Below are 18977 nucleotides of genomic sequence, written 5' to 3'. Positions count from 1 at the left end.
CAAGACTCAAGATGCGCCCTTTAGCGCATCTTACCGTCAACGGAAAGCGTGTAGATCACCCTTGGAGGAAACGACATACAGCGTTTGCCCGGCGACAACCGGCGCCGTTGTTGCGCCTCCGGGGACTTCGACCTGGTGAACCAGTGCTCCGTTAACCGGATTGAAGAAGCGCAGATACCCGTCATTGGACGCAATCACAATACGGCCTCCGGCCAGGATCGGACCGTAATGTGCAAAGATCGGTCCGCGTCGGCCTCGCTTGTCCTTGACAAAGCTTGGCAGATCCTGCGCCCACACGACCGAGCCATCCGCCGCGTTCAAGCGCACCAGCTGACTGCGATCACTGATTAGGAAAATGCTGTTGCCTGCGGGCCAGACAGTGTCAACCGCGCCCTCATCAGCGGTCCAGCGGCGTTCACCCGTGGCAGCGTCAAAGGCTACGGTCCGGCCAGAATGGTTGCCGATAAAAATTGTGTCTCCGACAACCATCGGACTGCCGGTCACGTCGACGATTTGCGCGGCTGCCCGTCCCCGCCGTCCTCCTGCGACCGAAGCATTCCAGCGACGGATTCCGCCACGGCGGAAGGTGGCTGCGACATCACCGGACCCAAATGCAAACACTGCCAGGTCCGAAGCGATCACCGGTGCCGGTGCGCCCAGAACGTTACCGACGCTGGGCGTGCCTTCGATTTGCCAGGCAATTTTGCCATCCTTGGCATTGATGGTCCAACCGGTTTCGTCACCCGCTACCAGGTACAACAGCCCGTTATTGACCATCGGAGCGCCGCTCCCGGTTGCATCCAGTCGCTTCTGCCAGCGCACTGCCCCCGTTTTTGCGTCCAGTGCGGTCAGTCGCCCAAACCCGGACGATACATAGAGAACACCGTCCGAATAGGCCATGCCCCCCCCTGTGGCGTCTGCATCGCCGTCGCTTGGCGGAATCAGGTCGGTATCCCAGGCCAACTGGCCCTGCGGTGTAACCGCTGACACGGTCGCCCCCGCATCCAGCGTATAGATCAACCCTCCCGCAACCACTGGTTCGGCGGTGATCCGTTGCTTGCGCGAGTCGCCCTGCCCGATGGAAGCGGACCAGATCCGCTGCGGCGTGGCACGCAGGGCCGCATTCGTGGTTCGGTAAGCAGCCGTCCCCGGGCTTTGCGGCCAGCTGGCGTTCGCCTTTTGAGACGGCAGGTTAATGGGCTGAGAGCCGCTCTTTTCCACCGTTTCCAGATCAGATGCCGGACGGATGTCTTCACGTTCTCCGGGCAAAATCGCTTCGGGAGGTTCACAGGCGGTCAATGCGGTCAAAGCCAGTGCCGCAACCGGCAATCCCGCGCGGAAAAAATGTCTTGTTACCATGGTGTTCCGAACTCGCCTGTCATTAAGTCTTTTCTGTCCCGCCTGGTCAGCCCCGTTGCGCCACAAGTGGCTCGGGTTCGCCGCCCAAAGCGACTATCAGCTGGGCCGCACGCTGTTGCAGATCGATACCAACCTCGGCGTCCTGACGCAGCGCTTGCAAGCGGTCCAGTGCTGCATCGACATTGCCCTCGGACACGTCAATCAGGGCCAGTTGCTCTTCGGCCAGCAGACGTAAGGGCGCACCGGGCGCAGCCAGCGCCTCAAACTGTTGCCGACGGTCGGCAGCAGGCAGGGTGTCGCTTTGCAATAATAGCGCCTTGAAGCTTGCGATCGCGCGATAAATCTCGGGCAGGTCCCCCTGCATGGCAACCGCGTTCAGGCTGTTGACCGCCTCGTCGCGCGATCCGGCCTCTACCTGCGACGCAGACAGCAGCAACTTCAATACTGCATCCCCGCCCGGCGACTTTGCCTCTATATCCCGCAACCCGGCCGCCCGAGCATCTGAATCGTTTTCCGACAATGCCGCCAGAATCGAGTCACCCAGATCCTGCGCCTGCGCCATGTCGCGGGACTTTCGGTACTCATTGAACGCCGCTCCGCCAACAATCAGCACGACGGCCGCCACACCAACCCAGCCCCAGCGGCGCAGCAGCAGATACATCCGGTCGCGGCGCACCTCTTCCGTGACCTCATCAATGAAACTGTCGGTGTCGCTCATTCCTGCCCCCTGGGCTGTGTGTCTTGCATAAGTGCGCCATGTCATACCCCGGCACCAACGCCAAGCCAAGGGTCCGATTTTGCACATTTTCACGGCTTGGCTTCACTCTTGCGAAAAAAACTAAACCGAACTATTCAGTTTAGTGTAGAAATTACACGGCCGACGCCCCATTTCATAGCGAGACAGGCCCGCTATTGTTGGCACCGAATTCTAGGAGAAATACTGTATGCGTTTGATTTCTTTCATCAACGCCCTTCTGGTTATTGTTGCGCTTTATTATCTTGTTTTTGAGCGTGACTCTTTGTTCGCCTTCGCCGGACGAGGAGACACAGAAGAAGCGGCGCAGACAGAAGCCGTTGAAACCGACGATACCGATTTTACTGCCGTTGGCGTAGTCGCCCTGCGTTCGCAGGCGCGCGAAATTGACAGCGCGGTCCTGCTGCGTGGACAAACCAAGGCGAACCGGCAGGTAGAAGTTCTGTCTGAAACCACGTCCACGGTCATCTCGGAGCCCAAGCGCAAAGGCACGTTTGTAGAGGCAGGGGATGTCCTATGTGAACTCGACCCCGGCACGCGCCCGGCACAACTGGCCGAAGCCCTGGCTGGCAAACTGGAAGCTGAAAGCCGCATCCCCGAGGCTGAAGCCCGTTTGCTAGAGGCGCACGCCCTTGTGGCCGAGGCCGAAATCAACCTGACCGCTTCGCGCAAGCTGGCGGAAACCGGGTTTGCTTCGGAAACCCGCCGGATTTCCAGCGAGGCTGCGATGAGCACGGCCAAGGCAGGTGTTAAATCGGCAGAAGCCGGACTGGAGGCCACACGGGCCGGAATCGAAGCCGCCGCAGCAGCTGTCGAAGCCGCGCAGCGAGAGGTTGGCCGCCTGACCATCAAAGCCCCATTCAAGGGTCTGCTGGAAAGCGACACCGCCGAATTGGGCAGCCTGATGCAGCCCGGGTCACTGTGCGCGACTGTTATTCAGCTCGATCCGATCAAACTGGTCGGGTATGTTCCGGAAACCGAGGTCAACCGTGTTCAGGTGGGGTCCGAGGCGTCGGCAACACTGGTCACCGGTCGGCAGCTTGGCGGCCGCGTCACCTTTCTTAGCCGCTCGGCGGATGAGACAACACGCACCTTCGAAGTTGAAATCACGGTTCCGAACCCGGATCTGACCATTCGCGACGGTCAGACCGCGACCATTCGCATCGCGGCAGAGGGCACCAAGGCACACCTGCTGCCTCAATCTGCACTGACCCTGAGCAACGAAGGTCAATTGGGCGTCCGTACGGTCGGTGCCGGCAATGTCGTCGATTTCATGCCCGTGCGCATTCTGCGTGACACGGCAGAGGGCGTGTGGATCGACGGCCTTCCCGAAACGACGGATATTATTGTTGTCGGTCAGGAATTCGTGACACGCGGTGTAACCGTTGCGCCGACCTATCGGGAAGCATCCCAATGACAGGCGTTGTCGCATGGGCTGCTGATCGGGCCCGAATGGTATTGGCATTTATCGCCATCTCGCTCGTTATAGGCGGTTTTGCCTATGTCTCGCTTCCAAAAGAAGGCGAGCCGGATATCGAAATCCCCGCCCTGTTTGTATCAGTGCAGTTTCCCGGAATTTCCGCAGAGGATTCTGAAAACCTGCTGATCAAGCCGATGGAGACCGAACTGGCGGATCTCGACGGGCTCAAGGAAATGACCTCTACTGCTGCCGAAAACTATGCAGGGGTCGCGCTGGAATTTGACTTCGGTTGGGATAAAACCGCGATCATGGCGGACGTGCGTGACGCGATGAACACAGCTCAGGCGGACTTCCCCGAAGGCGCAGAACAATATTCCCTGACTGAGATCAACTTTTCCGAATTCCCGATCGTCATCGTGAACCTGACCGGTTCCGTTCCCGAACGCACGATGGCCCGTGTCGCCAAGGATCTGCAGGACGATCTTGAGGCTCTGGATTCCGTTCTCGAAGCCGGCATCGCGGGCAATCGCGACGAGATGCTCGAGGTTGTGATCGACCCGCTGCGGCTTGAGGCGTACAACGTGACAGCGGACGAACTGATCAACGTGGTGCGGAACAACAACCAGTTGATCGCGGCCGGTGAGGTTGAAACCGCACAGGGCACATTCTCGGTCAAGATTCCGTCGTCTTTCAAAACCGCACAGGATGTTTATGGCCTGCCGATCAAGGTCAATGGTGACCGGGTCGTTACATTGGGTGAGTTGGCGCAGATCAATTACACCTTTGAAGACCGTGAAGGCACGGCCCGTTTCAACGGTGAATCGACCGTTGCGCTGCAGGTGGTCAAACGCAAGGGATATAACCTGATCGACACCGTCGCGCAGGTGAAAGAGACTATAGCTAACGCAAAGACCAAATGGCCGCCCGAGCTTCAGGCGGCGGTTGACCTGGGTACATCGAACGACCAGAGCCGCATCGTCGGCTCGATGGTCAGCCAGCTTGAAGGCTCGGTTCTGACTGCAATCGCGCTGGTGATGATCGTGGTTCTTGCCTCGCTGGGCACGCGGGCCGCCCTGCTGGTCGGATTTGCGATCCCGACGTCGTTCCTGCTGTGTTTTGCGTTTCTCGCCGTCATGGGCGTCAGCATTTCCAATATCGTGATGTTTGGCCTCATCCTCGCTGTGGGGATGCTGGTGGATGGCGCCATCGTGGTTGTGGAATACGCCGACAAACGCATCAAGGAGGGCGTCGGCCCGATGCATGCCTATGTCGAGGCCGCCCAGCGCATGTTCTGGCCCATCGTGTCCTCGACCGCGACGACGCTGTGTGCGTTCCTGCCCATGTTGTTCTGGCCCGGTATTCCTGGCGAGTTCATGGGAATGCTGCCGGTCACGCTGATCTTCGTTCTGTCGGCTTCACTGATTGTGGCGCTGATCTATCTGCCTGTCATGGGCGGTGTTTCCGGTCGGCTAAGCCGCATCTTCGACCGGTCCTCAGTCTGGTTGCGGGCCCGCACGCCATGGTGGATACGGGTGTTGATGGTGCCGCCGTCGCTGTACATGATCTTTCTGGGCGCGATGCAGGTCCTTAACCCAAACTACCTGCTGCCCGGTGGCTCGATCGCCGGCGCACTGTTGTTCCTGTTCGGGGCGTTTGCCGGGTCCGTAACCCTGAGCGCGGCGAAAATTGAACGCGCCGAAGAGGACCATGTTCACACTGCGGACGAACACACTGCGTTTGGCCATGTGATCCGGTTCCTGGTCGGCAACCCGATCATGCCTATCGTCTCTCTGTTGGTTGTTTTCTCTGCGGTGTATTTCGTGACATTCGTCTGGTTCCCCCAGGAATCCCGAGGTGTTGAATTCTTCGTGGAAAGCGAACCTGAACAGGCCACCGCATATGTTCGTGCTCGTGGGAACCTGTCCTTGGCGGAAAAAGACGCGATGGTTCTTCAGGCCGAAGAGATCATCGGATCTCATCCCGCGGTCATAAATGTCTTTGCCTTTGCGGGCGAAGGCGGCCTGAACCAGAATAACGGTGGCGCTCAGGCTCCGGCCGACACAGTGGGCCGGGTTCAGTTCGAAATCATCCCGTGGGAGGATCGACCCAACATCTCGGAATCCGCCCTATGGGGCTTGTTCGAGCGGCACTTCGTTGCGCCCGAATATGATGGCGATTTCGTAATTGATGAGCTGAATGCCCAACTTGCGACGATACCCGGCATCATCGTTGAGATTTTGCCCTTGGAGCAAGGCCCTGCTTCGGCCAAGCCTGTGCATCTGCGAATCAAGGGTGACGGATGGGAAGACCTGACCGCGGCAGCGATCACCGCCCGCGAGGTCTTCGACACTACGCCGGGCCTGATCAAGACCGAAGACACCCTGCCCCTGCCCGGTATCGACTGGCAAATCGACGTGGACGTCGCCAAGGCCGGTCGGTTCGGTGCTGATGTGGCTACTGTTGGTGCCATGGTTCAGTTGGTCACGCGCGGCATCCTTCTGGGCGAAATGCGCCCGGACAGCAATGATGAAGAAATCGAAATTCGCGTTCGTTTGCCGGAAGAAGACCGCGTTCTGTCGACGCTGGATGCACTCAAGGTCCGCACGCCGGACGGTTTGGTGCCTTTGTCCAACTTCGTGACACGTAAGCCCGTGGCCAAACTGGCCGAGATCAACCGCGTCGACCAGCAGCGATACTATGACGTCAAAGCGGATGTCGAACCGGGTCTGAGCAAGGTCGTGATCGAAGGCCCCGATGGGCACCCCGTAAGGCTGGCCGTCATGCGTGAAGTGGCGGAAGGCTACACACCTACTGGCACTGTGTTGAACGCGGCTGGCGGAAAGTCGTACGAACTGGTACAACTGACCGGCGCAGAAAGCGTCGATCAGCTGCGCAGCGCAATTGAAGACGGTGACGCTCAGTTCTCGCTGATAAACCCGAACGAACGTATTGCGGTTCTTACGGAATGGCTGGACACCGGCCCGTTCGCCAGCGCGATCAGCTGGGAATGGACCGGTGATCAGGAAGAGCAGGAAGAATCCGGTGCTTTCCTTGTGAACGCGTTCATGGGTGCCCTGGGGCTGATGTTCGTGATCCTGCTGGCGCAGTTCAACTCGTTCTACAACTCGGTTCTGGTTCTGCTGGCGGTCATTCTGTCGACCACCGGGGTTTTGATCGGCATGATCGTGATGGAACAGCCCTTCTCGATCATCATGACCGGAACCGGCATCGTGGCGTTGGCTGGTATCGTGGTGAACAACAATATCGTTCTGATCGATACTTATCAGGAATACAGCAGCTATATGCCCCGGATCGAGGCGATCATCCGCACCGCGGAATCGCGTATCCGTCCGGTTTTGCTGACCACATTGACAACGATGGCCGGTCTGACGCCGATGATGTTCGGCTTGTCGCTGGACTTCATCGATGGCGGCTATTCGATCGACAGCCCCACCGCCCTGTGGTGGAAACAGCTGGCAACGGCAGTGGTGTTTGGTCTGGGCATCGCAACTGTCCTGACGCTGATCGTAACCCCATCTCTTCTGGCACTGCGGGTCTGGGTGACAACCTATGCTATCTGGCTCAGCCGCGTTCTGGCCCGTGTGACAGCCGGTCGCTCCAGCCAGATCGCGCAGGATATGGCGATCGGACGCTCTGCCCGTCAGATGCAGGCCACTGAGATTGTCTGGGAGGATGAAACGCATTCAGGAAGGCCTGAGCAGGACAGCCGATCAAAACAATCTGATCATCCTTCTGGGTCGCCACTGAAAGCCGCTGAATAAGACGAGAAGGACCGGTATTACCGGTCCTTTTTCATTGGCCGTCATCACAATCGAGACCATGTCTGATGCGCGCAAATCTCGTGTTCGCATCCTTTGACCGATAACTTGTCCCCTTGCAACGTCATCTGTGGCACGGCATCCACGTCGATCAACGGGACCCAGAACTCGCCCCCGCCGTATTTTCCACCACCTTCACCGGTTACATCCCAGAACAGTTTTTTGCCAATATTCGGCGTCTGGACTTCCTTGCCAGACGCGTCATAGACCGAAAGAATCTGACCACAGAACTTATCCCCACATGCCGTGATTTTGATGTGCGAGATCAGGTTTTTGCGGTCAGGCTCAGTCTTCCAGACACCTAAGATGGGATCGGCGGCCAAAACGACTGGCAGACAGGTCGTAATCACAATAGCCGACAGTCGTGATTTCATTCGGTTCATCATGGCAGGCGCCCTCCTGGTTCGTTGCATCCTACCACGTTCTCACAATGTTTGGGTCCTCAGGCTGCTTCCCCATCTGATTGCTGCCGGTTCCACAGTTGCGCATACCGCCCGGACTGCGCCAGCAACTCGTCATGCGTGCCCTGTTCGATGATCTCGCCGGCTTCCAGAACCACGATCCGATCAGCTTCGGCAATGGTGCTGAGGCGATGGGCGATGGTGATAACCGTACGCCCCTCTCCTGCGCGCGCCAGTGCATCCTTGATGTCCTGCTCGGTATCCGTGTCCAGGGCCGAGGTCGCCTCGTCCAGCAACAGGATCGGCGGGTTCTTGAGCAAGGTCCGCGCGATGCCCACACGTTGTTTCTCACCGCCGGAGAGTTTGAGCCCCCGCTCACCCACCATAGTGTCATAGCCGTCGGGCAGCGAGGTGATGAAGTCGTGGATCTGTGCGGCTCGGGCTGCGTCCTCGACCTCTTCCGGGGTGGCTCCATCGCGGCCATAGGCAATGTTGTACCGGATGCTGTCGTTGAACAATACCGTGTCCTGCGGCACGACTCCGATGGCCGCGTGCAAGCTGGTCTGTGTCACATCCCGCACATCCTGCCCGTCGATCTTCAACGCCCCTTTGGTCACATCGTAGAACCGAAACAACAGCCGCCCGATGGTGGACTTGCCCGACCCCGTTGCCCCCACGATGGCTACGGTCTGCCCCGCCGGGACGGTCAATGAAACACCCTTGAGGATCTCCCTCTCCGGATCGTAGCCGAAATGCACATCGTCCAGCGTGACTTCGCCGCCATTTACCTTCAGATTGGGCGCACAGGGCTTGTCGGTAACTTCGGCAGGCTGTTCGAGCAGATCAAACATCTGCCCCATATCGACCAACGATTGCCGGATTTCCCGATAGACCGTCCCGAGGAAATTCAGGGGTACGGTGATCTGGATCATGTAGGCGTTGACCATGACAAAATCGCCTACGGTCAGGTTTCCGCTCTGAACACCGACGGCAGCCAGAACCATCACTCCGATCAGACCACAGGTGATCAGGAAAGACTGGCCAAAGTTCAGAAACGCCAGTGAGTAAGCCGTTTTCAATGCCGCCTCGGCATAGGCTTTCATTGACACATCATACCGTTTAGCTTCGCGGGCTTCGGCGTTGAAATACTTGACGGTTTCGAAATTCAGCAAGCTGTCGATGGCACGCTGATTGGCTTCGGTGTCCTGATCGTTCATCTCGCGCCGAAGCTTCACCCGCCATTCGGTCACGGCAAAGGTGAACCAGATATACAGACCAATGGTGACGGCGACGACCACCAGATACCAGACATCGAACAGCCACATCAGAATGATCGCAACCAGCAGCAGCTCCAGGATCAGTGGCCCGATCGAGAACAGCAGAAAGCGCAACAGGAACTCGACCCCCTTGACGCCCCTTTCGATGATGCGGCTCAGACCTCCGGTACGGCGGGACACGTGGTAACGCATCGAGAGGTTGTGAATATGCTGAAAGGTCTCGAGCGCCAGCGCCCGCAAGGCCCTTTGCCCCACAGGGGCAAAGGCTGCGTCTCGCAGCTGTTGGAATCCCACAGTCAACATCCGGGCCACGCCGTAAGCGACCGTCAGTCCGACTGCGCCCAGCGCCACCGGTGGCACACCCTCACCTGCCAGCGCATCAACCGCACCCTTGTAGAGGATCGGCGTGTAGACCGCGATCAGCTTGGCCAGCACGAGCATGACCATGGCAATCACCACGCGGCGCTTTACCCATGGCTCATCCTGCGGCCAAAGATAGGGGGTCACTTTGCGGATCGTGCGCCAGCCCGAGCTTCGCTCGTCACTCCGCACCAAATCGTCCGAGGTCATAGCAGGTGTTCGTCTCATCACGTACCTTATCTGCGGTCAGAGATTTGCCCCCGGCCCTTTTGGGCCAGAGGCGATTATTGTTCAGGTATAGTGAAGATCTGCCCCGGATAAATCAGATCCGGATCACGGATCAGATCGCGATTGGCCTCGAACAGCCGCACATACAGGACGCCGTCGCCAAACCGGTCGCGCGAGATGGCCCACAGCGTGTCACCCTGTTGAACCGTGACGGAACGGATTACCGGTGCCCCCCCCTGCGCATTGGTCTGGTTGGCTGCTATTGCGGCATCCAGCACCTCGGCCGGTTCCCGCTTGAACGGAGTTTCAACCCGGCTGAGCACCGTCCCTTCCGTATTCACCGCATCCACGCGCAGGGTGTAGACACCCGGATCAATTCCCTCCAGATCGCTGCGCCAGGATCCATCCTCTTGCGGGTCGAGATCGGCGATCAGACGATTGTTCAGGTAAAGTCGAACGGCTGCGCCGTCCTGCACACGTCCAGTCAACTGGACATTGCCGGTATCAGAATACCCGATTGTATCCAGTGCGATCTGATCGGGGGGCGTATCCCGCACCACAGGAGGCTGTACCAGTTCAACACCTTCTTCGCCCGACCGCAGCACCGCAATCTGCTGATCCGGTTCGGGTGCCTCTGTCGGCAAGTCGGCGGTTTGCGTTTCTTCGACTTCAGGCACCGTGGTTTCGGGATCAGCCGGTTCAAGTTCTGCCGTTTGAACCTTGGCGTCAGACTCAGTCTCAGCTTCAACATCGACAACCGCGGTACTGGTTTCCGCGGCATCTGCGGGCGCGCCCTGATCCGATGCCGGAGCTTCTTCAGTAACGGGTGCCTCTTCGACCGGTTGCGGCAAGGCCGCAATCAGGTAGTCGTCGGATTGCGTCGTCCGCGACCCATCCGAGCTTTGCAGGACCAGCCCCTGAGCCGCGTCGCTGAAAGGGATCGAAACGAATTCGGCAAACTGACCGCTGCTGTCTACGGTAAATGTGTGCAGGGGTTCTCCGTTCAGCAGCACCTGGATCCGGCTTCCGGGCTCTGCATCGCCGGACAACAGCGCCGTGCCATCCGCTTCAACAAATATCTGATCCAGCACCGGAGGGGCCGCTGGCTCGGGCGCGGTATCTTCCGACGTTGCAGCGGCAGTGTCCGCGTCAGAGACGGCTTCGGCAGCTTCACTTGTGTCCTCGGCAGGCTCGGTCGTGGGCTCTTTGTCAGCGGGAGCCGCCTGTTCAGCCGCTTCCGGTTCCGAAACCTGCGCCTCCTGCTCTTCAGGTTCCGGGGCTACGGCGGATGCGGTTTCCTGCGGGGCGCTCGGCTCGGGCGCTTTGGTGAAGACGCCGGACAGATACAATCCACCCGCGCCCAATATCGCAACAAGACCCGCAATCACCCCCCAGATGAAATTGCCCGAGCTTCCGTTTCCCGATTTGGCGTCCATTATTTTCCTTTCACTCCGCCTGGCAAAAGCTTTGCGTTGAAAAGCTTTCCGGCAGACAGTTGAGCCAACCTATCAATCCCGCTATCACGGGTCAAAACCCCTGACACAACCCCGGAGCCCCCCTTTAATGTCTCAGAAATCAATCTGTGTGTATTGCGGGTCACGCAATGGAGCCAAGAAGGCTTATTCTGAAACTGCCCGACAGTTTGGCAGCCTACTGGCGCAGGAAGGCTGGCGGCTGGTCTACGGAGCCGGAGATGTCGGTTTGATGGGTGAAGTGGCCCGTGCCGCACAGAATGCCGGAGGTGAAACCTTCGGCGTCATTCCGGTGCACCTGGCCAAACGTGAGGTCGGAAAAACGGATCTGACCCATTTCGTGATCACCGAGACAATGCACGAGCGCAAGAAGGTCATGATCATGAACGCTGATGCCGTCGTTGTTCTGCCCGGCGGTCCGGGGTCGCTGGACGAGCTGTTCGAGGCGCTGACCTGGCGCCAGCTTGGACTGCATGACAAACCCATCGTCGTGGTCAATGTGAATGGGTATTGGGACGCGTTGCACACATTGTTGGACCAGGTGATCGGGCAAGGCTTTGCCGACGCGTCTCTGGCGAATTTCATCACCTGGGTTGAAGACGCCGATACAGCCATGGTCGCCTTGCGGGACAAACTGACCTGACGATGGAAAACCGTGCGGGCGGTTGAACCGCCCGCCGTATTGATCAGGCCAGTCTGGCCTTGGGTTGCAGACTGTGGCGCACCACTTGCTCGACTTTGTGCAAAGGATGATTGGTCAGGGTCTTGTTGACCTCTGCCACGACCTTTCCAAGCACTTCGCTGTGCAACCGACGCCGCAACAGACCCAGAACCTGAGGGCTGGCCACCAGAACCAGCCGGTCATAGGCCCCTTTCAGCCCCTTGCGATTCAACAGATTCGCCAGATCCTGCACAAACAGAGATTTTGCGTGTGCCTTCCACGTGGGTTCTTCAACTGCCGATTTCTGATTTGGTCCGCCGTCGTTGCGACGACCTGCGCGGTCTATCGGTTTCCCGGTCGGACCGTCTTGTTCTTCGACAGCAACGACGACAAGGTTGGGATCGTCGGCATCGGTGATATTCTCCATCACCAGCGCTTTCTCTCCATCTGCAACAATAACCCAAGTTCCCTGTGTAAGTGCGACCATTGCGATCTCCTGATTAGGTTGTGTTCTGGGTATCCCTCGACCTGCCGGACATGCGGGTTCGTTTGCGCACGCACAGTGCGCAGCCCGATCATTGATTGAAGTGATATGCGGTTCTCTCCCTCCGCCTTACAAAGATGTGCTTTGGAGAGCAGCAAACAAGATACCGTCATGCAAAAAGGGCGCGTATCGGCGGGTTTTCACCGTCCGGTCATCAACCCTTTAGGCGGACATCTCGACAACGGTGATTTCGGGCGTCACGCCCAGACGAACCGGCAGGATTGAACATCCGATACCGCCCGACACGACCAGATCACGCCCATCTTCGCGTACATGGCCATAGGCATACCGGTTGCCGAATTTCGACGGCACAACGGGCGACCAGCCGAACAGGCGCACCTGGCCACCATGTGTGTGCCCCGAAAGGGTCAAGGCCACCCGCTCGGGCACAGTGGGGAAAACATCGGGCTCATGCGCCATCATCACAACCGGAGCGTCATCGGTGATCTGCCCCAAAGTACCTGCCAGATCGTCCAATCCCTGTGGTTTGCCTTTGCGCCAGATCGCAAGCTGATCCTCAAGCCCGGCCAGCCAGATGCCCGGAGTTTCGAGCTTGATGGAAGTATTGGACAACACCGAAATGCCATTCTGTTCCAGGATTTCGGCATAGCGATTGGGCCCGGATCCGCGCCGCTGTGCCGTCCTGTCATCCCACCAGTCGTGATTGCCCAGCACGGCAAAGACACCATTCTTCGCCTCAAGCCCGGCAAGCACGGGTGCCAGGTCCTGCATCTTCACCGCGTCCGAGACAGCTTTGTGGCTTGCAAAGAAATCACCCAGCAGAAGGATCACGTCCGGAGCCAGCGCATTGGTTCGGCGGACCACCTGCTTTACGCGGTTCAGGCCGACATAAGGTTCGCCGACATGCAAATCGGACAGTACGGCGATTCTGAGCGGCGGCGCCGTCCAGTCGTCCCGCTGAATGCGCCATTTGCGCACGCGCAACCGCAATGCGGGTTCAATGACGAACCCGTAGGCGGCCGTAACAAGGCCTGCCAGCGTCACCGCCAGCAGGCCCTTTATGAACCGGCGTCGGTTCAATTCATTACATCCGTGATGCGACGTTTTCCCAGTTCACCAGATTGTCGAGGAAGTTCGACAGGTAAGCCGGGCGCTTGTTGCGGAAATCGATGTAATAGCTGTGCTCCCAAACATCGCAACCCAGCAGCGCGGTCTGACCAAAACAAAGCGGGTTAACACCGTTCTCAGTTTTGGTTACGGCCAGCGAGCCATCTGCATTCTTGACCAGCCACGCCCATCCCGAACCGAACTGACCAGCACCAGCGGCGCTGAACTGCGATTTGAATTCGTCAACCGAACCAAAGCTTTCTGTCAGAGCTTTTTCCAGCTCACCGGGCATTGCGTTGCCGCCGGGCCCCATCATTTCCCAGAACTGGTTGTGGTTCCACAACTGGCTGATGTTGTTGAAGATGCCGTTCTGTGCGACAGCGTTCGCGTCGTAGGTGCCAACGATGATCTCTTCCAGCGACTTGCCGTCCCATTCGGTGCCGACGATCAGCTTGTTGCCGTTGTCGACATAGGCCTTGTGGTGCAGGTCGTGGTGATATTCCAACGTTTCCGCGGACATACCCTTGGCTGCCAGCGCGTCATGTGCATAAGGAAGATCAGGAAGTTCAAAAGCCATGTCGGCCCCCTGTTTAAATGTAAGTTGCGGTTCCCAAGGTTAAATGCTTTGGCTGCCGCCGCAGGTCAAGGGGCGAGACAAGAAAACCCGGAGGCAGGCGATGCTGACACAGGTGCGCAAGATGTTCTATCGCGCCCGCGGATATTATGCGGGCAATCTGAACGGCGAGCCCTTTCGTCTGGACCCGTATCATTCGAAATTCTGGCGCAAAGCCACTGCGGGCGCTTGGGAACCTGAAACATTTGCAGTGCTTGACCGGTTCCTGTCCCCGCAAAGCGACTATCTGGATATCGGAGCGTGGATTGGCCCGACGGTGTTGTACGGTGCTCGCAGGGCACGGCATGTCTGGTGTTTTGAGCCTGACCCGACCGCGTTCCGGCACCTGGCATGGAACCTTGATCTGAATGACGTTCAGAACGTCTCGGCATTCGGAGTCGCCCTGTCAGATCGGTTTGGTGTGGCACGCATGGCCTCCGTGCGCGGTGAGCCCGGAGATTCCACCAGCTCACTTCTGCACGACGGCGCACATGGATCGGATGCGCTGACGATCGCCTGGGATCAATTCGAAAAGACAAACGACCTGTCACGGGTTTCGCTGGTCAAAATGGACATCGAAGGGGCGGAATTTATTGTTGCACCCACTCTGTCCGCGTGGCTGAGGGAACGGCGGCCTGCCCTGCTTCTATCGCTTCACGCACCATTGCTGCCGGAAAACGAGAGGCACGAACGTGTCAGCGCTTTGATGGATGAACTGGGGTTTTACTCGGGGCTGTCGGACGACAAAGCGCACCCTCTCAAGGTTTCGGACTTGCTGACCAAAGACGGCCTGAACCGCTTTCACACCATTCTCATGCATGGGTAGAACGTCAGACGACTTTTTCTTCGCTTACGCGAAGTCCAGCTTGCATCTCTGACATGTATCACTTTGAGTGTGTACATCAAAAATCACAGCCAACCGGATAAAATGAAAAGACTTTTCCTGATTGTCACCGCCGCAGTGCTTGCACAAACCGCTACGGCAGAAACAGTTACCTATCATTGCAAGATGACCAAGCAAGACGCCCATGGCTGGATTGCGCCAGAGTATGCTTTCCGGATCGACCCCACCACAGCTTCGGCGATGGCCGCAACGTCGTACCAAGATTGGGCCAAAGCAAAATTCAAAGACCGCGGTGCCAAGGGGTATCGTGTTATCTGGAACCTCGATCAAAAAATGGTCGCCGGTGGCAATGCCCGTGTTCGATATCAAGCGAACCTGAAACCATCCGACAACACAGTCGCCGTTCGCATGGCATTTGTTCAGGGAAATTTTGCGAACAAGCCCTTTGGGGTCGGGACCTGCTCCACGGTAAAATGAGAAAATGCCCCGGTAGAACCGGGGCATTCTTCTTTTCTTTCAGTAGATCCCGACCTCACTGCCAGGTTGCGCCGCAACCTTGAGCAGTTTGAAGACGTAATCCGCAGCCGAGCGGAAGCAGACCACCCGGAAGGTCTGTTCATCGTCCATCCAGAAAGCACCTGCCACTTGCGCCAGACGTGAGCGGCGGATTTGGCCAGGCTGGAAAGCATCCGCCGACAGATCGACAGGTGCAACCTTACCCAGAACTTCGCGGGCGCTGGCACCAGAGATACAGAAGACGGCGCGGGCATCCGAGACGTTGACCGCCAAAGCGTGGGTGCCACTCAGGGCACCGACCATGTCGGCCAGTTTGGCGTCGACCTCTGCGTATGGCACCAGCACCAGCAACTCGTCCGTCGACATCCAAGCCACGCCGGTATCGCCCTTGACCAGCGCCTCGCGCTGACCGGGCACTTTCTGGCCGGTCGCATCCTTGACGGCCTTGGCCAGCACCTTGTCGGACAGGTCGCCGCGCAGCGTGATCATACCCTGAAGACCGCATTCCTCGATCTTGGCGATGCCGGAATAGCTTGCGTGGTTCAATGCGCTGATGGGTTCAGACATTCTGCTTCTCCCCGTCCTTGTCATAGAAGATCGGGTCCACGATCTTGGCTTTGTAGGTTTTTCCGTCGGTGCCCGGGAACTCGACGATCTCGCCCATGCGGTCGGGACCGTGTTTGATCAGCCCCATGGCGATACCCTTGTCGAGGTTGGCAGAGTAATATGTCGACGTCACACGGCCGATCATATTGCGCTGACCGTTGGCATTGACGCCCTCGCCCACCGCGTAAGCACCATCCGGCAGAACCGATCCATCCACAGTCTCGAGACCGACCAGTTTCCAACGCTCGGGATCCGCCATGTGGCTGCGGGAATGGGCACGTTTGCCCAGATAGTCCTCTTTCTTTTTCGAAAGCGCCCAGTGCAGCCCCAAATCCTGCGGGATCACGGTGCCGTCGGTCTCGTCGCCGATCATGATAAAGCCCTTCTCGGCCCGCAGGATGTGCAGGCATTCGGTTCCGTACGGCATGACGCCGAATTCTCTACCTGCCTCCATCAGGGCATCCCAGAACGCCTGACCATGACTTGCGGGCACGGCGATTTCGTACGACAACTCGCCCGAGAACGAAATGCGGTAGGCCCGGCAAACGAAGTCTCCGATCTTGCCATCGCGCCATTCCATGAAGGGCAGCGCCTCTTTGCTGACATCCATGCCGCCCAGCTTCTCCAGCACCTTGCGGGCGTTGGGGCCAACCACGGCGACCTGCGCGTATTGCTCGGTCACGTTGGCAACATAGACTTTCCAGTCCCACCATTCCGTCTGAAGCCATTCTTCCATATGACCATGGATGCGCTCGGCTCCGCCGGTAGTCGTGTGGCACAGCCATGTGTCCTCGTCGATTCGGGCGACAACGCCGTCGTCGATCAGAAAGCCGTTTTCCGAACACATCAGACCGTAGCGACACTTGCCGACCTTCAGCGTGGACATCATGTTGGTGTACATCATGTCGAGGAACTTGCCGGCATCCGGGCCTTTGACGATCAGTTTGCCCAACGTCGAGGCATCCAGCAGGCCGAGGTTTTCGCGGGTGTTCTTGACCTCGCGATTGACCGCGTCGTGCACAGACTCACCGGGGCGGACATAGGCATAGGCACGGCGCCAATGGCCAACCGGCTCCCAGTCGGCGCCGTTCCTGTCGTGCCAGTTGTGCATCGGTGTCTGACGGATTGGCTGAAAGACCTCACCCCGTGCCTCACCGCCGATCGCACCCATCGAGATAGGCGTATAGGGCGGGCGGAAGGTCGTTGTGCCAACCTTGGGGATTTCGGATTCCAGCGCATCAGCAAGGATTGCCAATCCGTTGATGTTGCTCAATTTACCCTGATCAGTTGCCATACCCAGCGTAGTGTAGCGCTTGGTGTGTTCGACGCTTTCATACCCTTCGCGCGCAGCCAGTTGGACGTCTGAAACTTTGACGTCGTTTTGGAAGTCCAGCCAGGACTTCATGCGCAATTGAACTTCTGCATTTGCCGGCATGAGCCAAACCGCTTCCATCGGCGCTTCGACGGTTGTCTCACCTGCGGGCGCCTTGGTGTTCTTGGGTTTGAAGCCAGCCGCCTTGGCAGCGGCCTTACCGGCGACATGGGCGTCTGTCAGTACATCTTGCAACGCCAGAGGACCGTTGGACGCGCCAGCAGCAACAACGAACCCCTTGCCGTCGGCCCCCAGCGGTGGACGCTCAGGATCTGGCCGGAAATGCGCGTTCGCGTCGTCCCAGATCAGCTTGCCTCCGCAATGGGACCACATGTGCACGACCGGAGACCAGCCACCAGACATGGCGACCGCATCCGCCTCAACCTCTTCACGCGCGCCGCCGACACCTTCCTGATTGCAGATGGCAACCTTTTTGACGCGCTTGCCGCCTTTGACTTTGGCAATGGCCTTGCCCGGATCGACGCGGATACCCAACTGGCGGGCTTCTTCCGCCAAAGGTCCAGCCGTTGCCCGTGCGTCAACAATACGCAAAACATCCACACCTGCCTGTTTCAGGATAATCGCGGTGCGGTAAGCGTCATCATTGTTGGTGGCGACGATGACACGATCCCCCGGAGTCACCCCCCAGTTCACGACATAATCGCGCATGGCCGCAGCCAGCATCACACCCGGAACATCGTTGCCAGCAAAGGACAATGGTCTTTCAATTGCACCTGTTGCCGTCACAATTTGCTTGGCACGAATACGCCACAAGCGGTGGCGCGGGCCCTGCACGCCCGGCGTGTGGTCCGTCAGACGTTCGTATCCCAACACATAACCATGATCGTAAACACCCGCTCCCATGCAGCGTATGCGCATAATAACGTTGTCCATTGTTTCGAGTTCGGAAACCAATTGTTCCACGAACTTATCCACAGGCTCACCATTGACGGTGCCTCCGTCAACCGGGGCGCGACCGCCCCAATGCGCGGTCTGCTCTATCAGCAGAACCTTCGCACCGGATTGTGCCGCCGCCTTGGCCGCCTGCAAACCAGCCACACCACCACCAATCACCAAAACATCTGTAAAGGCGTAGAAGTGCTCATAAGTGTCGGCATCCCGGTTGTCCTTGTCGGGCGCCTTGCCCAATCCCGCCGACTGCCGGATGAAAGGTTCGTAGACGTGTTTCCAGAAAGGCTTGGGGTGGATGAAGGTCTTGTAGTAGAATCCGGCCGGCAGAAACCGGGCAAACGCCGTGTTAACCGCGCCGATATCATGTTCAAGGCTTGGCCAATGGTTCTGTGAAATTGCGGTCAAGCCGTTGAACAACTCGGTCGTCGTGGCGCGATGGTTCGGCTCGAACCGGTTGCCCTGTCCCAGACCGACAAGGGCGTTCGGCTCTTCCGCGCCGCTGGCGACAACGCCGCGGGGACGGTGGTACTTGAACGACCGGCCCATCATCATCTGATCGTTGGCCAGCAGCGCTGAGGCGAGCGTATCGCCTTCGTAACCCTGCATAGAAGTGCCGTTAAAGGTAAATGTAACTTTCTTCGACCGGTCAATCAGCCGGCCTTGTTTTGCGAGACGGGTGCTCATGTCGCTGACCTTTCGCATGTGGAGGCGTCAAAACCTCCGGCGGGAGT

General features: G+C 58.4%; 15 protein-coding genes. 5 read left to right on the top strand and 10 right to left on the bottom strand.

The window, feature by feature from the left end:
- Positions 1 to 36 precede the first annotated feature (36 nt).
- Positions 37 to 1359, bottom strand: coding sequence for a PQQ-like beta-propeller repeat protein (locus D1823_RS03085; RefSeq protein WP_117868566.1), 1323 nt, complete (start codon positions 1357 to 1359; stop codon positions 37 to 39).
- A 46-nt stretch (positions 1360 to 1405) separates the two neighbouring features.
- On the bottom strand, positions 1406 to 2077 hold the full coding sequence (locus tag D1823_RS03080) for a hypothetical protein (RefSeq protein ID WP_117868565.1): 672 nt from the start codon (positions 2075 to 2077) through the stop codon (positions 1406 to 1408).
- Between the two features lie 226 nt (positions 2078 to 2303).
- Between D1823_RS03080 and D1823_RS03075 the strand changes: the two genes are divergently transcribed.
- On the top strand, positions 2304 to 3530 hold the full coding sequence (locus D1823_RS03075; protein ID WP_117868564.1) for an efflux RND transporter periplasmic adaptor subunit: 1227 nt from the start codon (positions 2304 to 2306) through the stop codon (positions 3528 to 3530).
- Positions 3527 to 7315, top strand: coding sequence for an efflux RND transporter permease subunit (locus D1823_RS03070; RefSeq protein ID WP_117868563.1), 3789 nt, complete (start codon positions 3527 to 3529; stop codon positions 7313 to 7315). The genes D1823_RS03075 and D1823_RS03070 overlap by 4 nt, the downstream gene beginning before the upstream one ends.
- Before the next feature lie 44 nt (positions 7316 to 7359).
- On the opposite strand, the gene D1823_RS03065 is transcribed toward D1823_RS03070, so the two are convergent.
- The 3 genes from D1823_RS03065 to D1823_RS03055 all read right to left on the bottom strand — a co-directional run bounded on the left by D1823_RS03065 (position 7360) and on the right by D1823_RS03055 (position 11074).
- Positions 7360 to 7746 carry a DUF2147 domain-containing protein gene (locus D1823_RS03065; RefSeq protein WP_254683782.1) on the bottom strand — a complete coding sequence of 129 codons (387 nt, stop codon included), beginning with the start codon at positions 7744 to 7746 and terminating at the stop codon, positions 7360 to 7362.
- A 68-nt stretch (positions 7747 to 7814) separates the two neighbouring features.
- Positions 7815 to 9620: an ABC transporter ATP-binding protein/permease gene (locus D1823_RS03060; RefSeq protein ID WP_205511955.1), complete on the bottom strand. Its 1806-nt coding sequence runs from the start codon at positions 9618 to 9620 to the stop codon at positions 7815 to 7817.
- Between the two features lie 74 nt (positions 9621 to 9694).
- Positions 9695 to 11074 (bottom strand): LysM peptidoglycan-binding domain-containing protein, encoded by a 1380-nt coding sequence (locus tag D1823_RS03055; protein WP_117868560.1) that lies wholly within the window; start codon positions 11072 to 11074, stop codon positions 9695 to 9697.
- Positions 11075 to 11201: 127 nt separating this feature from the next.
- Here D1823_RS03055 and D1823_RS03050 point away from each other — a divergent pair, with 127 nt between their 5' ends.
- Complete coding sequence (locus D1823_RS03050) at positions 11202 to 11753, top strand: TIGR00730 family Rossman fold protein (protein WP_117868559.1); 552 nt, start codon at positions 11202 to 11204, stop codon at positions 11751 to 11753.
- Positions 11754 to 11796: 43 nt separating this feature from the next.
- Here D1823_RS03050 and D1823_RS03045 read toward each other — a convergent pair whose 3' ends face one another.
- The 3 genes from D1823_RS03045 to D1823_RS03035 form a co-directional block, all read right to left on the bottom strand.
- The gene (locus D1823_RS03045; RefSeq protein WP_117868558.1) at positions 11797 to 12258 is read right to left on the bottom strand and encodes a host attachment family protein; all 462 of its coding nucleotides are present in this window, start codon (positions 12256 to 12258) and stop codon (positions 11797 to 11799) included.
- 219 nt (positions 12259 to 12477) lie between these two features.
- On the bottom strand, positions 12478 to 13356 hold the full coding sequence (locus tag D1823_RS03040) for a metallophosphoesterase (protein ID WP_117868557.1): 879 nt from the start codon (positions 13354 to 13356) through the stop codon (positions 12478 to 12480).
- A gap of 4 nt (positions 13357 to 13360) precedes the next feature.
- The gene (locus D1823_RS03035) at positions 13361 to 13960 is read right to left on the bottom strand and encodes a superoxide dismutase (RefSeq protein WP_117868556.1); all 600 of its coding nucleotides are present in this window, start codon (positions 13958 to 13960) and stop codon (positions 13361 to 13363) included.
- A gap of 100 nt (positions 13961 to 14060) precedes the next feature.
- Here D1823_RS03035 and D1823_RS03030 point away from each other — a divergent pair, with 100 nt between their 5' ends.
- On the top strand, positions 14061 to 14822 hold the full coding sequence (locus tag D1823_RS03030) for an FkbM family methyltransferase (RefSeq protein WP_117868555.1): 762 nt from the start codon (positions 14061 to 14063) through the stop codon (positions 14820 to 14822).
- Positions 14823 to 14885: 63 nt separating this feature from the next.
- Positions 14886 to 15317, top strand: a complete 432-nt coding sequence (locus tag D1823_RS03025; protein ID WP_162896750.1) for a hypothetical protein — start codon at positions 14886 to 14888, stop codon at positions 15315 to 15317.
- 39 nt (positions 15318 to 15356) lie between these two features.
- On the opposite strand, the gene D1823_RS03020 is transcribed toward D1823_RS03025, so the two are convergent.
- Positions 15357 to 15923: a sarcosine oxidase subunit gamma gene (locus tag D1823_RS03020; RefSeq protein ID WP_117868553.1), complete on the bottom strand. Its 567-nt coding sequence runs from the start codon at positions 15921 to 15923 to the stop codon at positions 15357 to 15359.
- Complete coding sequence (locus tag D1823_RS03015) at positions 15916 to 18930, bottom strand: sarcosine oxidase subunit alpha family protein (protein WP_117872664.1); 3015 nt, start codon at positions 18928 to 18930, stop codon at positions 15916 to 15918. Before D1823_RS03015 ends, D1823_RS03020 begins: the two co-directional genes overlap by 8 nt.
- Positions 18931 to 18977 lie beyond the last annotated feature (47 nt).

Origin of the sequence: Ruegeria sp. AD91A (assembly GCF_003443535.1) — a bacterium.
Lineage (GTDB): Bacteria > Pseudomonadota > Alphaproteobacteria > Rhodobacterales > Rhodobacteraceae > Ruegeria.
The sequence above is the reverse complement of the archived record's forward strand: the minus strand, read 5'-3'. Positions and strand labels throughout refer to the sequence as shown.

Coding starts and splice junctions, on each gene's coding strand:
- D1823_RS03085 (WP_117868566.1), bottom strand. CDS start 1,359: ATGGTAACAAGACATTTTTTCCGCGCGGGATTGCCGGTTGCGGCACTG.
- D1823_RS03080 (WP_117868565.1), bottom strand. CDS start 2,077: ATGAGCGACACCGACAGTTTCATTGATGAGGTCACGGAAGAGGTGCGC.
- D1823_RS03075 (WP_117868564.1), top strand. CDS start 2,304: ATGCGTTTGATTTCTTTCATCAACGCCCTTCTGGTTATTGTTGCGCTT.
- D1823_RS03070 (WP_117868563.1), top strand. CDS start 3,527: ATGACAGGCGTTGTCGCATGGGCTGCTGATCGGGCCCGAATGGTATTG.
- D1823_RS03065 (WP_254683782.1), bottom strand. CDS start 7,746: ATGAAATCACGACTGTCGGCTATTGTGATTACGACCTGTCTGCCAGTC.
- D1823_RS03060 (WP_205511955.1), bottom strand. CDS start 9,620: ATGACCTCGGACGATTTGGTGCGGAGTGACGAGCGAAGCTCGGGCTGG.
- D1823_RS03055 (WP_117868560.1), bottom strand. CDS start 11,074: ATGGACGCCAAATCGGGAAACGGAAGCTCGGGCAATTTCATCTGGGGG.
- D1823_RS03050 (WP_117868559.1), top strand. CDS start 11,202: ATGTCTCAGAAATCAATCTGTGTGTATTGCGGGTCACGCAATGGAGCC.
- D1823_RS03045 (WP_117868558.1), bottom strand. CDS start 12,258: ATGGTCGCACTTACACAGGGAACTTGGGTTATTGTTGCAGATGGAGAG.
- D1823_RS03035 (WP_117868556.1), bottom strand. CDS start 13,960: ATGGCTTTTGAACTTCCTGATCTTCCTTATGCACATGACGCGCTGGCA.
- D1823_RS03030 (WP_117868555.1), top strand. CDS start 14,061: ATGCTGACACAGGTGCGCAAGATGTTCTATCGCGCCCGCGGATATTAT.
- D1823_RS03020 (WP_117868553.1), bottom strand. CDS start 15,923: ATGTCTGAACCCATCAGCGCATTGAACCACGCAAGCTATTCCGGCATC.
- D1823_RS03015 (WP_117872664.1), bottom strand. CDS start 18,930: ATGAGCACCCGTCTCGCAAAACAAGGCCGGCTGATTGACCGGTCGAAG.